Origin of the sequence: Brevibacillus composti (genome assembly GCF_016406105.1) — a bacterium.
In the GTDB taxonomy this organism is placed as follows: Bacteria; Bacillota; Bacilli; order Brevibacillales; family Brevibacillaceae; genus Brevibacillus; species Brevibacillus composti.
Genome location: NZ_CP066308.1, coordinates 2,709,809 through 2,724,281, shown reverse-complemented (window position 1 = coordinate 2,724,281; position 14,473 = coordinate 2,709,809). Strand labels below are relative to the sequence as shown.

15 protein-coding genes and 1 pseudogene are annotated in these 14,473 nt (G+C 56.8%); 7 read left to right on the top strand and 9 right to left on the bottom strand.

Annotation, left to right across the window (positions count from 1 at the left end):
• Positions 1-8 precede the first annotated feature (8 nt).
• The 3 genes and pseudogenes from JD108_RS22360 to JD108_RS13910 all read right to left on the bottom strand — a co-directional run.
• Positions 9-254, bottom strand: a pseudogene (locus JD108_RS22360) (NAD(P)/FAD-dependent oxidoreductase); the annotation flags it as partial.
• Between the two features lie 154 nt (positions 255-408).
• Positions 409-1,785 (bottom strand): hypothetical protein, encoded by a 1,377-nt coding sequence (locus JD108_RS13915; RefSeq protein ID WP_198826658.1) that lies wholly within the window; start codon positions 1,783-1,785, stop codon positions 409-411.
• A gap of 241 nt (positions 1,786-2,026) precedes the next feature.
• Positions 2,027-2,416 (bottom strand): ArsR/SmtB family transcription factor, encoded by a 390-nt coding sequence (locus JD108_RS13910; protein WP_228728146.1) that lies wholly within the window; start codon positions 2,414-2,416, stop codon positions 2,027-2,029.
• Positions 2,417-2,596: 180 nt separating this feature from the next.
• Here JD108_RS13910 and JD108_RS22600 point away from each other — a divergent pair, with 180 nt between their 5' ends.
• Positions 2,597-2,719: a hypothetical protein gene (locus JD108_RS22600; protein ID WP_267459274.1), complete on the top strand. Its 123-nt coding sequence runs from the start codon at positions 2,597-2,599 to the stop codon at positions 2,717-2,719.
• Between the two features lie 51 nt (positions 2,720-2,770).
• Here JD108_RS22600 and JD108_RS13905 read toward each other — a convergent pair whose 3' ends face one another.
• The 6 genes from JD108_RS13905 to JD108_RS13880 all read right to left on the bottom strand — a co-directional run bounded on the left by JD108_RS13905 (position 2,771) and on the right by JD108_RS13880 (position 8,488).
• Positions 2,771-3,655 (bottom strand): metal ABC transporter permease, encoded by an 885-nt coding sequence (locus tag JD108_RS13905; protein WP_198826657.1) that lies wholly within the window; start codon positions 3,653-3,655, stop codon positions 2,771-2,773.
• Positions 3,652-5,004, bottom strand: a complete 1,353-nt coding sequence (locus JD108_RS13900) for a metal ABC transporter permease (RefSeq protein WP_198826656.1) — start codon at positions 5,002-5,004, stop codon at positions 3,652-3,654. Before JD108_RS13900 ends, JD108_RS13905 begins: the two co-directional genes overlap by 4 nt.
• On the bottom strand, positions 5,001-5,792 hold the full coding sequence (locus tag JD108_RS13895; RefSeq protein WP_198826655.1) for a metal ABC transporter ATP-binding protein: 792 nt from the start codon (positions 5,790-5,792) through the stop codon (positions 5,001-5,003). The genes JD108_RS13900 and JD108_RS13895 overlap by 4 nt, the downstream gene beginning before the upstream one ends.
• 29 nt (positions 5,793-5,821) lie before the next feature.
• On the bottom strand, positions 5,822-6,778 hold the full coding sequence (locus JD108_RS13890) for a metal ABC transporter solute-binding protein, Zn/Mn family (protein ID WP_198826654.1): 957 nt from the start codon (positions 6,776-6,778) through the stop codon (positions 5,822-5,824).
• A gap of 232 nt (positions 6,779-7,010) precedes the next feature.
• Positions 7,011-7,676, bottom strand: a complete 666-nt coding sequence (locus tag JD108_RS13885) for a response regulator (RefSeq protein ID WP_198826653.1) — start codon at positions 7,674-7,676, stop codon at positions 7,011-7,013.
• The gene (locus tag JD108_RS13880) at positions 7,673-8,488 is read right to left on the bottom strand and encodes a sensor histidine kinase (protein WP_198826652.1); all 816 of its coding nucleotides are present in this window, start codon (positions 8,486-8,488) and stop codon (positions 7,673-7,675) included. Before JD108_RS13880 ends, JD108_RS13885 begins: the two co-directional genes overlap by 4 nt.
• A 103-nt stretch (positions 8,489-8,591) precedes the next feature.
• Between JD108_RS13880 and thiD the strand changes: the two genes are divergently transcribed.
• The 6 genes from thiD to JD108_RS13850 all read left to right on the top strand — a co-directional run bounded on the left by thiD (position 8,592) and on the right by JD108_RS13850 (position 14,391).
• Positions 8,592-9,386, top strand: a complete 795-nt coding sequence (gene thiD / locus JD108_RS13875; protein WP_198826651.1) for a bifunctional hydroxymethylpyrimidine kinase/phosphomethylpyrimidine kinase — start codon at positions 8,592-8,594, stop codon at positions 9,384-9,386.
• A 212-nt stretch (positions 9,387-9,598) separates the two neighbouring features.
• A complete protein-coding gene (locus JD108_RS13870; protein ID WP_198826650.1) occupies positions 9,599-9,808 on the top strand; it encodes a hypothetical protein in 210 nt (69 codons plus the stop codon).
• A gap of 89 nt (positions 9,809-9,897) precedes the next feature.
• Positions 9,898-10,971, top strand: a complete 1,074-nt coding sequence (gene splB, locus JD108_RS13865) for a spore photoproduct lyase (protein WP_198826649.1) — start codon at positions 9,898-9,900, stop codon at positions 10,969-10,971.
• A gap of 176 nt (positions 10,972-11,147) precedes the next feature.
• The gene (locus JD108_RS13860; RefSeq protein WP_198826648.1) at positions 11,148-11,783 is read left to right on the top strand and encodes a deoxynucleoside kinase; all 636 of its coding nucleotides are present in this window, start codon (positions 11,148-11,150) and stop codon (positions 11,781-11,783) included.
• Between the two features lie 47 nt (positions 11,784-11,830).
• Complete coding sequence (locus JD108_RS13855; protein ID WP_198826647.1) at positions 11,831-12,517, top strand: deoxynucleoside kinase; 687 nt, start codon at positions 11,831-11,833, stop codon at positions 12,515-12,517.
• Positions 12,518-12,669: 152 nt separating this feature from the next.
• Positions 12,670-14,391, top strand: a complete 1,722-nt coding sequence (locus tag JD108_RS13850) for a hypothetical protein (protein WP_198826646.1) — start codon at positions 12,670-12,672, stop codon at positions 14,389-14,391.
• The last annotated feature ends 82 nt before the right edge of the window (positions 14,392-14,473 follow it).

Below are 14,473 nucleotides of genomic sequence, written 5' to 3'. Positions count from 1 at the left end.
ACCAAGTGTCAGGAGTTTTTTTGTTGCGGCGAATGGACTCGATGGCGAATGGCCGCGAGCAAAAATGAGGCATCCTCGCCCACCCCGCCGATGAGTGCGGATGACCGCCGGGATTGCCAGGGCAGTCCGAGGAAATAAAGCCCAGGCACAGGGGAGACTCCGCGCTCGTGCAAAGGATTTCCCTGGTTGTCTACAGCCCCCGGTATCTGAATCCAGTCGTAGCTCATCCGAAACCCGGTGGCCCAGATGATATTGCGTATGTCGGCATGACTGCCTCAACAGAACGCATATCAATCACTCTTTTCACGGTGTTGTTAGGAAAAGTATACCAAATAAAAAACAACATTCAAGTATATATTTGAATATCGGAGAAAATATAAGCCGCTGCGAGGGCAGCGGCTCGGCTGCTCAGCCAGCCACCTGTTCTCTGCCAGGTATCTGGTAAGCGCGGTGCAAGATGAGGTCGCCAGGATGGTTGACATAGAGTGGGCCCCAGGAAGGGTTGGCGTCATGCATCGCTTTGAGCAGGGTGAGCATACCCTCAAAGATTCGGGGAACGTCTGCTCCTTTTTCCAGCCCGCTGGTGACGCAAGCGGCTACCACATGCGCCGCATACATGCCGGAGACGTGGCATTCATGCAGGTCGGAGCCGGTATACAGATGCATGCGAATTTGATCGGCAATCTCCTCGTCTTCGTTTCGCCAGTTCTGAATCTGGCTGAGCGCATGCTGCTCTAGACTTTTCAGAGGGGATTCGGCTACCGCTTGGGCGACCACGGCGGCAGAGCGTCTGGCGGTGTCTGCGTCGATGCTGTGTCTCCCTAGCTGTATGGCGGTCAGATCCTTGTCCGTTTCCGCCAGGATCGCGTCAGCCCAGCTGTCGGCCTGGTCAAAATGGAGGAGCAGCACTACTCCGGCGGCCAGATAACCGCGCAGCAGATCCACCGGATGCGGCGCATGCTCCGGTCCTGTATTGCGCAGCACTGGCTTGCCGCTCCAAGCGCCATTCAAACCGCGGAAGTAGCCGATCAGTCCAATGCCGGCAGCAGGTCCCATATGGAGGATGCCCATCACATCGGAAGCGGTTTCATCTGCCCGCTGCGACCAATAGTTGGCCAGATTCGCGGAAAAATTCTCTTTCAACAGCCGCTCGCGAATCGTGAGCGCCAGTTCTTTGAGCAGACCCGTGTCGGCGTGCAGGATGTCATGTCCGGCTGTTTCATGGCTGAGGGCTGACCAGCCGAGAAGACCGCATCTGGCATGGGAAGGGGGAAGGTTGACGATGCCCGACGCCAGACCGAAGTGTGAGGCGGCACCGATCGTCCAGGTGTAAGGACCGTACTCCGGCCGTCCCCATTTGACCAAGGGGGCGGTCACGCTCAGGTCCGGCGGCTTGATGCCTTTCCGGTCTGCTGCGCTGAGATAGCCGTCGTACAAGTCGCTGACGACCTCTTGAAAGGCGTCAGTGGCTGTCTCTTCGTACCCCTCTCCGTTTTGCAGGATCGCTTGCGCAATATCCAGCAAGAGGCCGGCAGCCTGTTCGCGCCGGGGATCGCGGCGCAGCAGCTCGTTGAAGCCTTTTTCAGAGAGCTCGTCGAGTGTCTTTACGAACGGCTGATAGACGCGGTCCCGATAGAGCGGCGGGATTTTTCCCTCTGCAGCCGTAAGCCGCGTGTACAGATCCCCGAAATCGGTGGGGTCTGCCGGGCCGCGATTCTTGTCGAGGGCTGCCTCCATCGCATCTTTGACACATACATCCATATTGCTGATATCCGGCTGATTCATACATGACGCCTCCTTTTGGCGAGAGTGGGCTCTGAACCAGTGGCTACGTCAAACGCGAGCGATCATGGCAGGAAGGCTGGCCACCTCCTTTGGAATCAGAAAGACTAGCGGTGAATTGCACGGTGCTGTCTGCTGCAGGGAATAGGCATGAAAGCGAATGGGAGCTGAGCGCGGATCTGCTTTTGATGCGTGTGGGCAAAAGCCCGGAGCTATAGGGGAAAGGGGGTAGCGGCTCCGGGTGTTACGAATTCTGGCGTTTTTGTTCGGCGGCGTGCTCGACGCCTGTCAGGATCAAGTGGCGCACATGGTCATCATCGAGAGAGTAGTAAACCAGCTTTCCTTCCTTGCGGTAACGGGCCAGTCCCATATTGCGCAAGAGGCGCAGATGGTGGGAGGTATTGGCAATGGTACTGTCGATGGTATGGGCCACGTCACAGACGCATAACTCGCCTTCCAGCGCGAGCGCATAGATAATCTTTGCTCTCGTGTCGTCGGCCAGCGCCTTGAAGATCGTAGCTACTCCATCGGTCTCCCGCATGCGGGGTCTCAGGCGGTTTACTTTTTCCGGATCGATGCTTTGCGTACTGCAAATCGTATCGGTGTCTGTCAGGAGCTTATCATCTGCTGGCACTTCATCACCTCCCTGTCTCCGTATTATAGAACGGAATCAACTGGAAAAAAAGCGATACTCGTCCTAGATAGCGCATCCACGATGGCGCTTTTTTATCCAAGCGATGTAGAAATGTGGTAAATTAGGCATAGACTGATAAAGGACAAGCGAGATGTGGGCAAGGAAGAGGAGGAAGTTGGTTTGCTGGCAAAAATTCGCGGGCTGTTTGTGGAAATACTGGGAGCTCTCTTGCTCGGAGCCGCTGTCATGGTGCTGCTTGGCAGGGACGGTCAGGAGGATGCCCGTCTGCCCAGTCTGCAATAGTTTTTTGCAGGGCCATCCCTCAGCCGATCAGGCAGGCTGCGGGATGGCCTTTTATGCTGGTTCGCTTACTTTTATTTTGCGCCGTGTCCATGCGCGCGTGACCAAGCCGTGCCGCGGCGAGAGGAGAAAGGCGAGCAGAAACAGCAATCCGGACACGCCCGTCATCGCGCCGGCTATCGAGCTGTCCAGCCACGAGGCGAGAGCATAGCCGAATACCGCGCAGAGCACCCCGACTCCCATGCTGATCCACAGCATGCGGTGCAGCTTGTCGGTCAAGAGGTAGGCGGTGGCGCTGGGGACGACCAGCATGGCCACCACCAGGATTGCCCCTACGCTTTCAAAGGCGGCGACCGTCGTCAGCGACACCAGGGTCATCAGCAGATAGTGGAAAAAGACGACGGGAATGCCGATGGCTGCCGCGAGAGCCGGGTCAAAGCTGCACAGCTTGAACTGTTTGAAAAACAGCCCGATAACCAGCAGGCTGAGCAGAAAGACACCGCCGACGCCCCAGGCCGCACGCGGCCCCATGTCGATGCCCGCCCATTGCCAGGTATCCCAGGGGACATAGGCAATCTCGCCGTACAGGACACAATCGAGATCGAGATCGACCTGTGCCGTGAACAGGGAGACGAGGATGACGCCGACGGAAAACAGGGCGGTAAACGTCACGCCGATCGCGGCATCGGTTTTCACGCCGTGATGGCTGAGGAGCTGGACGATCAGCACGGTGATCAGACCGACGACGGCAGCACCGATCAGCATCGGCATGATATCGCGGCTGCCGCTGAGCAAAAAGGCGATCACGATGCCCGGCAGAATGGCGTGGCTGATCGCGTCTCCCAGCATCGCCATCCGGCGCAGAATGAGAAAGCAGCCGAGAAAGCCGCAGGAGGCGGCTACGAGAGAGCCTGTCAGGATAATCCAGAGCGCATTCACAGTGGCACACCTCCCTGATTGTTTCCGGTCATGGGATAGAGCGGCGTGCTTTCTGTCAGCCTGGGCGTTAAGTCGTAGGCCTCCAGCTGCGCCAGCATTTGCGCCAGGACCTCATCGGTGAGCTGGGGAGCGAGCTCTTCCCGGCTTTGATCGATTTGTACATGAAGGTATTGATTCTGCGTCATGTGGTACAGATCCCACAAGCGCTGGTTGAGGATGAACGGATAGGCCGCTTTCATCCCTTCAGAGGTGAATGTCCAGGCCGCCTGACCCTCCGCCTTTTCACGCTCCACCACCCACTTCCTGCGCCTCAGCTCCGCCAGCGCCCTTTTTACCTGTGCGGGCGACTTCCCGCTCTTCCTCGCGATCTCGTCTTCGCTGATGCCGAGATACACCCCGCCGACACGCGTACGGCTCGCCAGCTCCTCGAGGCTTTCGTACAAGGATTGCATGACATCCTCCACCAGTACCTTGTTGCGCAACTTCACAAAGCGGTACAGGCGGGCGAGTATGCCGCGCCGAGGGGAGAAGAGGAGCGAAAACAGGAAAAAGCAGGTGGCCGACAAGACAATGGTCGGGCCTGTGGGCAGATTTTCTTGCTGCGTGCTGATCAACGTGCCCAGGACTCCGCTCAGCGCGCCGAAACAGCCTGACAAAAAGACCATCCGGCTCAGTTTGTCCGTCCAGTACCGGGCCGTAACGGCGGGCGCGATCAACATCGCCGCGACGAGCACCACTCCGACAGCCTGCAGCCCGATTACGATAGACATGAGCAGCATCAGCATCAAGAGGCCGTCCAGAAGTCCCATCGGATAGCCCAGTCCGCGCCCAAAGCCGGGGTCAAACGACAGCAGGGCAAATTCCTTGAACAGCAGAGTCGTGAGCAGAAGAAGCACGCTAGCGACGCTCATGATGGTAATCACATCGCCGTGCACTAGTGAAGCAGCCTGGCCGAACAGAAACTTATCCAAGCCGCTCTGATTGCCGCTCGCGCTGTGCTGGATAAAAGTCAAAAGCACAATCCCGATGCCGAAGAAGACGGAGAGGACGATCGCCAGCGAAGTGTCTTCCTTGATCCGGCTATAGCGGGAAATGGCCGTGATGCTGTAGGTGGCCAAGAGTCCGGCCACACCGGCTCCGATCAAAAACAGGCCGATGGATTTGGAGCCCGTCAGGAGATACACTATGCAGACGCCAGGGAGCGCTGCGTGGGCCAGCGCGTCTCCGACGAGCGAGCGGCCGCGCAGGAAGGCGAAGCACCCCAGTACGCCGCTGCTGATGCCGAGCATGATGCAGCCCATCAGCACCCACTTCGTATTGGGATCTTGCAGGGTATAGAGGATACTCACGTGGCATCATCCTCTCCGATGGGACCGCTGTTGGCGAGCAGCACCTGATTGCCCAGGATCTGCAGCCTGCCGCCGTAGGTCTTTTGCAGATTTTCCGCCGTAAAGGTCTCCTGGACGGGACCGGCTGCGATGATTCTCCTGTTGAGCAGGACCACCCAATCAAAATATTCCGCGACAGTCTGCAGGTCGTGGTGCACGACGAGGACTGTTTTTTGCTGTTTTTTCAGATCGCCCAGGAGCTGGATGATGGCCCTCTCCGTGGAGGCATCCACGCCCGCAAACGGTTCATCCATAAAGTAAAGCTGCGCTTCCTGCGCCAGGGCGCGGGCGAGAAAGACCCGCTGCTGCTGTCCGCCGGACAATTGGCTGATCTGCCGGTCGGCGTAATCGGCCATGCCGACTTTTTTCAGGCATTCCATGGCGAACTGCCGGTCTGCCTTTCCCGGTCGGCGGAACCATCCGAGCCGTCCGTACCGGCCCATCAAGACGACATCGAGTGCATCCGTGGGAAAATCCCAGTCAACAGATTCACGCTGGGGCACGTAGCCGACGAGCTTTCTTTGCTGGGCAAAGGGTTTGCCGTAAATCTCGGCCGTGCCGGAAGCGGCGGGGATCAGCCCTTGTACGGCTTTGATCAGAGTCGATTTCCCGGCTCCGTTGGGACCGACGATCGCGATCAGCTTGCCTTCCGGGACGCGCAGGTTCACATTGCGCAGGACGGGCTTTTTCTGATAGGCGACAGTCAGGTCGCGCACCTGCAAGGGGACAGCGACTGTATCCGTCATCATGCGGTTTCCTCCTATCACACCGATTTGGCTTATTTCAGCGCATTCACAATCGTATCAACATTGTGGCGGATCATTCCGATGTAGGTGCCCTCGGGGGTCCCCGGCTCACCCATCGCGTCGGAAAACAGCTCGCCGCCAATCGAGACCGTATGCTGTTTGGCGGCCGCTCCCTGGACGACGGCTTCGATCGAGCGGGCGGGCACCGATGATTCCACGAAGACCGCTTTGATTTTGCGTTCGACCAGGGTGTCTACCAGGTGCTGCACATCCTTCAGGCCGTACTCCGACGCTGTGCTGATGCCTTGCAGACCCATGACTTCGACGTCATAGCCCCGGCCGAAGTATTGAAAGGCGTCGTGAGCGGTGACCAGCACTCTTCTCTCCTGCGGGATCGCCCCGAGCTGGGCGCGGGCGTACTCATCCAGCTCCTTCAGTTCTGCCAGATAGCGATCCGCATTCGCCTGATAGGCGGCGGCATGGGCGGCGTCAAATTGGCTCAAATCGTTCCGGACCTGTTCGACGGCTTTCATCCACAAGGTGACGTCGAACCAGACGTGTGGGTCCGGGTTGTCGGGCGAAGCTGGATCGGCGAGCAGCAATTCTTTGGGGATGCCGGCGGTCACTGCTTTTACCGGCTTTTTGGCACCGATTTTTTCGAAGATGTCGACGAGCTTTCCTTCCAGGTGGAGACCGGAGTAAAAGATCAGATCCGCTTCGTCGATGCGTTTGATATCCCCCTGCGACGCTTTGTACAGATGGGGGTCCACGCCTGCGCCCATCAGCTGGGTCACTTCGACATGCTCGCCGCCGACTTCCTTGACGATATCTGCTACCATCCCTGTGGTGGCCGTCACTTTCCAGGCAGAGGCCGTGGCAGGTGCGGTATCCGGCGGTTCCGTCTGCGCGCCGCACCCGGCCAAAAGCAAGGCTGCAGCTGCAATGACGCATAGCGATCCCTTCAGGTTTTGTAGATATGTAACTTTCATGATTGTCCCTCCTCAATTATTTTACCCTCACGCATAAAAGTTGCACTAAGGAAACATTACCACAGAAAAATGGGATGGTGCAACAGTATTTTCCGAGGGGAAAAAAGTTTTCCTAGGGCAATATTTGATCCAAAAAAAATCAACTGCCCTTTTGTGGCCTAACATATGCAGGGACAGGCGAATGGGTTCACCTGTCCCTGCAGAAAGAAAAAATATGGCGGCTGCGCCTTATTTAGTGGTGCTCGTCATTGGTTTTCAGCACCAGGTGGTGGCGGACGGCATAAGCGGCGAGCTGGACCCGGTTGACCAGCTGCAGCTTTTCCAGAATGTTCTTGATGTGATTTTTTACGGTGTTTTCGGCGATGATCAAGGCATCGCTGATTTCTCTGTTGGTCTTGCCGGCGCCTACATACATGACGATCTCACGCTCGCGAGGGGTCAAAATGTCGGGAACCGGCTCGTCCATGCTCTCTTCCCGCCGGAAGCGGGTGAACAGGCGGGCCGCCATCTCTCGGGAGAGCTCACTGTCTTCTCCGAGCAGCGCATGCAGGTAGGTAATCCAGTCGTCCGGCTCCAGATTTTTCAGCAGATACCCTTGGGCTCCGAACTGAATGGCGGTAATCAGATCGCCGACGTCGTCCGAGACGCTGAGGATCACGACTTTGATATGCGGGTAGGCCTTTTTCACTTCCCGGGTAGCCTCCAGACCGGTCCACCGCGGCATGCTGATATCCATCAGCACCAGATCCGGCTGCAAATCGCCGCACATCCGGTAGGCTTCCTCTCCGTTCGTCGCTTCTCCGACCACTTCAAAAGACGGGTCCTGCTCCAGCAGGCTGCGAATGGCCATCCGTGCCATCGGATGATCATCTGCGATCAAGACGCGATACGCGTTCATGATTGACTTCCTCCTCCTCTGTCTGACGTCAGGCGTATCAGTGTTCCGCCTTCTGCCCTTCCTGTTATCTCGATGACGGAGCCTACTTGCTTGGCCCGTTCCCTGACCATTTTTAATCCGTATTTATTGGCTTCCGTGCCCGTCTGGCGAATCCCGACGCCATCGTCTTCGATGGAGAGCTGCCAGCTGCCCGTGGCTTGATCTGCTTTCAGCTTCAGCCAGGCGTGCCCCGCCGCCGCGTGCTTCTGGATATTGGCGAAGGTTTCCTGGATCACCCCGAACAGCTGGACCTCCTCGGCAGGGGAAAAGAAGCCATCAGGCACCTCGATCTCATGGGTGAGATCCACACCGGAGAGGGCGCACCACTGGCTCAGCCACTTTTCCAGCCGCTGCTTCAGACTGCTGCCTTCCTCGGGAAGCGAGCGCAGATTGAAAATGGCTTGGCGCACGTGGTTGTCGATGGCGGATACGGCGCCGCGGGCTTCTTCCAGTTGGCCTTGCTTCAGTTTGACGTTGAGGAAAAACAGGGATTGCGCAATCCCGTCATGAAGCTCTCTGGCCAGCCGCTCCCGTTCCTCGTAGACGGCTCGCCGGGCCTGCTCTTCGACGATTTTGGCATTCATCCGGTCAATTTTCCGAAACATCCAGTTGGCGAAGAGAAACGAAAGCACCAGCGTCAAGATCGTGATGTACACATTTCCCGTTTCCATAGAGAGGTAGGGAAGCAGAAAATCATGGCGCACAAATTCAAAACCGCCAATGACGATCGGCGGAAGCAAGACGGTCAGCCAGTAAAAAACGCGGTAAGACATGATTTCAACCCCTTCTCTGACGCGATGATACATCCCCAGTATACCGAACGACAGGAGCTGATGATATACTCGTATCAGATAGAGTGGGACAGGAGGAGAGAACATGACAACTATCGCCAAAGCAATGACCATCGCCGGTTCTGACAGCGGGGGAGGAGCGGGCATTCAGGCGGACCTGAAAACCTTTCACCAGCTCGGCGTATACGGCACGAGCGCGATCACGGCGATCACGGCGCAAAATACGAAGGGCGTCGCAGGCGTGTATCCGCTGCCCGCGGAAGCGGTCGTCCAGCAAATAAGCGAAGTCTTGAGCGATATCGGGGCGGAAGCGGCCAAAACGGGGATGCTCTTTAACGCCGAAATTATCGAAGCGGTCGCCGGGGAGATCAAAAAATTTGGGCTGGACAAGCTGGTCGTCGATCCGGTCATGATCGCAAAGGGCGGCGCCAAGCTGCTTCAGGATGAAGCCATCGCGGCTCTCAAGCGCCATCTGCTGCCGCTGGCCGAGGTGGTGACGCCCAACCTGCCGGAAGCGGAATGCTTGAGCGGGCTTCAGATCGTTACCCCTGAGCAGATGAGGGAGGCAGCGCGGGCGATCCATCAGCTGGGGGCCCGCCATGTGATGATGAAGGGGGGCCATCTGCAAGGCGATGCGATCGTGGATATCCTCTTCGACGGACGTGATTTCTACGAGATGGCCCATGGCCGAATCCAGACGCGCCATACCCACGGAACCGGCTGCACGTTTTCGGCGGCGCTGACTGCCGAGCTGGCCAAAAAGACGCCGCTCGTCCAGGCGGTAGAGAAGGCCAACCGCTTTATCGTGGCGGCGATTCAAACCGCTCCGCAGATCGGCGAAGGGCATGGTCCGACGAATCACTGGGCGGTCGTGGACTGACTTTACCCGCTTCTATAAAAAAGTGGCAAAACCCGGGGTGAATTGCTTGTGGCAACAGGCAGGAGCTCCGGGTTTTTTGTTTTTCCCCTTACGTGCTGCCAACATATTATCGATGCGGAAAATGGCAGATTTTCTCCCTTGTCTGGGGGAACGGGAACGTCTCTGCTCGCTTATGGTATCGTATAAAGCCAGGGAAGGACGGTTTTCCGGAGATGTGGATCAAATGGGTGACGATACATGAGTCGTACGGACTGCCCAGAGTGGCCCAAGAGTACAGACATTACCTGGAGCGCAGGGGCATCCACGTGAGACTGCTGTTCCGAAAGACGCGCAAAATGAGCCATGTCTACATCCTGCAGGTGCCGGCGGAAGAGCGGGAGCAGGCCCTGGAGTGGCTGCGGATGTTCAAAGCGCGGCTCTGATGAGGCTGAGGACAGCGCCAAAGTTTCAAAGTTTCCCCTGCGGCGGGTCCCGGGTAAAAGGGGGGATACTACTGCTGGGGGGATGGACCATGGCAACGACGCTAGTGGATGCGCCAAAATCTGCCGCTGCCCGCGACTCCAAACTGTTTCAGCCGGATCTTGTTTTCTTTGAGCCGGATGCGCTCCAGTATCCGCTGGGCCGGGAGCTGTACGAACGCTACCAGAAGCAGGGAATTCCGATTCAGATGACCACCAGCCACAACCAGGTGCGGGGCATTCCCGGCGAGACCGATGTGGAGAAGTACCGCAACGCCAAACGAACGCTGGTCGTCGGTGTCCGCAAGACGCTCAAATTCGAGCAATCGAAGCCTTCCGCGGAATACGCCATCCCGCTGGCGACCGGTTGTGCCGCTCATTGCCACTACTGCTACCTGAACACCAATATCGGGACCAAGCCCTACATCCGCGTCTACGTCAATACGGATGACATTTTTCGGCAAGCGGAGGCTTACATCCGCGAGCGGGAACCGGAGATCACCCGTTTTGAAGCGGCCTGTACGTCAGACCCGGTCAGCATTGAGCACATCACCGGCAATCTGCGCCGCGCGATCGAATTCATGGGGGAGCAGCCGCTGGGAAGGCTTCGTTTTGTGACCAAGTTCCACCATGTGGATTCGCTGCTGGACGCCAGACACAACCGGCACACCCGCTTTCGCTTCAGCATGAATGCGGATTACGTGATCAAGCATTTTGAACCGGGCACCTCTTCGTTTGAAGAGCGTTTGGAAGCGGCCGGAAAGGTGGCCAAAGCCGGCTACCCGCTCGGCTTTATCCTCGCCCCTCTCTACTGGTTCGACGGCTGGGAGGAGGGCTATACCGATCTGCTGGAGCGGCTCCGCGATCAGCTGGTTCCGGAGGCGATGGAAGACCTCACCTTTGAGCTGATTCAGCATCGCTTCACCAAGGTGGCCAAAAAGCTGATTCTGCAGCGGTATCCCAAGACCAAGCTGGAAATGAACGAGGAAGAGCGAAAGTACAAATGGGGAAAATACGGAAGGGGCAAGTACGTCTACCCCGACCCGCAGGCCAAGGCGCTGAGGGACCATCTGGAAAAAGAAATCGCCCGGCTGTTTCCCCAAGCCAGGATCGAGTATTTCACCTAGTTTTTGCAAGAAAAGGAAGCGCCCGCTGTCCGCGGCTCGCCCCAAAAGCCGCTGCCTCCTGCCAGGAGCAGCGGTTTCCCTGTTGTTTGACATTATCCGAATCTTTTCGACAAAACCCTGATTTCCATGCTACAATATGGAGGCTCTCATATCTGGGAAAGGATTTGTAAGACTATATGAAGCCTATTTTCGTGACGATTGAGGGACCGATTGGCATTGGCAAAACATCGCTGTCCCGGGAATTGAGCAAGGCCTTTGAATTGAATTTACTGGAAGAGATCGTGTACGAGAATCCATTCCTGGGCAAATTTTATGAAAATATTGCCGAATGGAGCTTCCAGCTGGAGATGTTTTTTCTCTGCAACCGGTACAAGCAGCTGCAGGACATCCATCGGGACTATTTGCGTCAGGGCGTTTCGGTCGTAGCGGATTATAATATTTTCAAGAATACGATCTTTGCCAGACGGACGCTGGATGGGGAGAACTTGCCCAAGTACCTGCGCATTTACGACATCCTCACCGAAGGCTTGCCTGAAGCTAATCTGGTGATCTATCTGACAGCATCCATCGACACCGTCATGAAGCGGATCGCCATGCGCGACCGCGATGTGGAACGGAACATGGATGTGGGCTACATGGAGAATCTGATCGCCGACTACAACGAATTTATGGAAGCGTTTGAACAGCGCCATCCGCATATTCCCGTGATCAAGCTTCAGTGCGACGACCTGGATTTCGTCCATCGGCCGGAAGATCTCCAAGGGGTGTTGAAACAAATCCAGCCGTATATGGATGCTTTGCGCAAAGAATAGGCCGGACAAGGCTGCAATTGATTATTTGGTAGATAGGGGTTACGTTCATGTCAGGTTTTAAAAATAGCCATCTTCGCGAAAAATACGGGATACCCAGCAATGCGGTGATCACCATCGGCGGGACCGTCGGGGTAGGCAAGTCCACCTTCACCTACGCTCTGGCTGATTTGCTCGGCTTTCGCGTATCTGTAGAGAAAGTGGATAACAACCCGTACCTGGGGAAGTTTTACGAGGATCTCTCCCGCTGGGGCTTTCACTTGCAGGTATTTTTCCTCGCTGAGCGGTTTAAGGAACAGAAGCGGATGTTTGAATACGGGGGCGGCTTTGTCCAGGACCGTTCGATTTACGAGGATACCGGGATATTTGCCCGCATGCTGTTTGAGCAGGGCCATATGACAAAAGAGGATTATCATACATATACGCAGTTGTTCGAAGCCATGGTCATGACCCCGTACTTTCCCCATCCCGATGTGCTGATTTATCTGGAAGGCAGCTTCGAGGATATCATCGAGCGGGTCCGTGAGCGGGGACGGCCGATGGAGCAGCAGACACCGACCGAGTATTGGCGGGATTTGTACAACCGATACGAGGAGTGGATCAGCCAATTCTCCACCTGCCCGGTCCTGCGCATCAATATCAACGAGTACGACGTCGTCGAAGACACCGCTTCCGTGGAGGTCGTGCTCGCTCGCGTCGCGGAGAAAATCAAGCTGGGCAGATCATTTCGCCGGTAACATGCTATCCTCCCATGCAGGCAGTCGATTCCGCCGCTTGGGAGGTTTCTTTTCCCGACGAGGGGACGGGGCTACCCGCCAAGTTTTCTGATGGCTGGTGACTTGGGTGATGTATAATAGTCTGAAAAGGGAGAAATCCAGGGGGCGTTGATGTGAAGAGGTGGCTGCTGCTTGTTATCCTCGGATCGATTTGCATGGCTGCCGTAGGGGTGCTGAAGGACGTCTACCAGTCTCGCCGGGCGGAGGAGACGGCCCGGACCGTGCAGGCAGGCGAGCGGGAAGCGTTTGAACGAGCGTTTCAGCGGTTGGTGATCGGCCAGCAGGACCATGAGAATCGTCGGCCGGTTGTGGAGTTTGAAAAGTCAAAAATGCCAAAACAGGCTATCCAGCTCGGCATTCATTCGGAAGATGCCTATATCCATATTGATGTCGCGACCAGCCAATCTCTGGAAGCGGCCGAGGGCTTTTTGTCGCAGGTGGAGCTCATCGGCGATGTCAATTACAGCACCTCGGCCCGTGAGGTGTCCAAAGGAAATTATCAACTGTCGATGTACTTTTCGGGAGTCCGGGACCAGTTCGGCTTTCGTTTTGGCAATATTCCGACGATCACGCTCAAGCGGATGGATCCGCTTGCCCTCTCGATACGGCCAGGGAAGAGCGAGGGAGCCCTCATGGTCATGCCGGAAAGCAGAGACTCCACTGCTTTGTATCTCACCGAGGGGCTGAACCAAATCGAGCTGCATTTCTCCGAGCCGATGATCAAAGAGGAAGAGGCCGGGATGTCAGTCAACGGCTATCCGGCTGTATGGCTGGACGAGCGGACAATCTCCCTGAATGTCAGCCAGATCAGAGGGAATGCTCTCAATTTGACCTCGCTCTTGTCGCGGTCGGGCAATTATCTCCCCGAGGAGTACGGCTATGTTTCGCTCTACAAAAAGGAAAAGCGCTCCTGGCTGGCGTATCCGGAGAGTAAAGTCGTCGGCTTTAGCCCTTATGATTCCTTTTACCAGCAGCTGATCTTTTCTCCGGATCGCAAAAGCTATGTCGGCATCATCGATCGCGGCAAGAGTCCGGAATCTGCGGGAGGGAGACGGGTAGCCCTGGTATTGGAGCAGAAAGGACAGGCGTCCACTCTCCTGGAACCGGCGTTTACCAGTACGAGTGCAGGCAGCAGGCTGCAGCGGATGATCCAGTGGCTCGATGATGACCGCATCCTCTACGCAGGGGAGAAGACGGGAATCGTCTACCGCATCTCAACCGGTGAGAAGCAGCAGCTCTTCGATGAAAGGAATACGGGATTTGCCGCAGTGGAGAGTGCCGTCGATCGTGAGGCGGGATCTCTCTACCTGCTCTTCGTGAAACCGGCGGGCGAAAAGAATCGCTATGCGGTGGAAAAGCGCAGCTATCGCCTGGAGACACTTGCCCTGGAGGGGACGGATGGCTTCGGCGAGCTGGTCCATCATCCCAGGGAGCCTTTCCCCGCATTGCCGATCACGGTGCGCCGGGACGGCGTCTATTATACAAAAGAGGAGCAGCAAAAGACGACCACCTGGTACCTCTCGCGTCAGGGGGAATCCTGGTCGGCAGAAGGGGAAGTCGTCTGGGCTGATGATCAACGTCATGCAGTGTTGAAACGGGAGCATGAGGAGAAAAAGGCGCAGTATATGTGGTGGCCCATCGGAAAGAAGCCGCGCGAGATCCCGCTGTCGAGGGGCGAGCTCCGATCCTTTGGCCCGTATCTGGTGGCGGATGACGGTTTGCACTATCACCTCTGGGACCGCCGGCGCATGAAGTGGGAGCCGCTTGATCTGGCCGAGGGGGAAATCAGGCTGCCCGTCTCGGACGATATCGCCCTCTACTCGCGGGTACGCTGAAGCCGCACACCCTTTGCACATTTTCGGGCGGAAAAGCGGAGTCTGGGCCAAATAGGCTGTGGTATAATAGGTGCATCTTGGA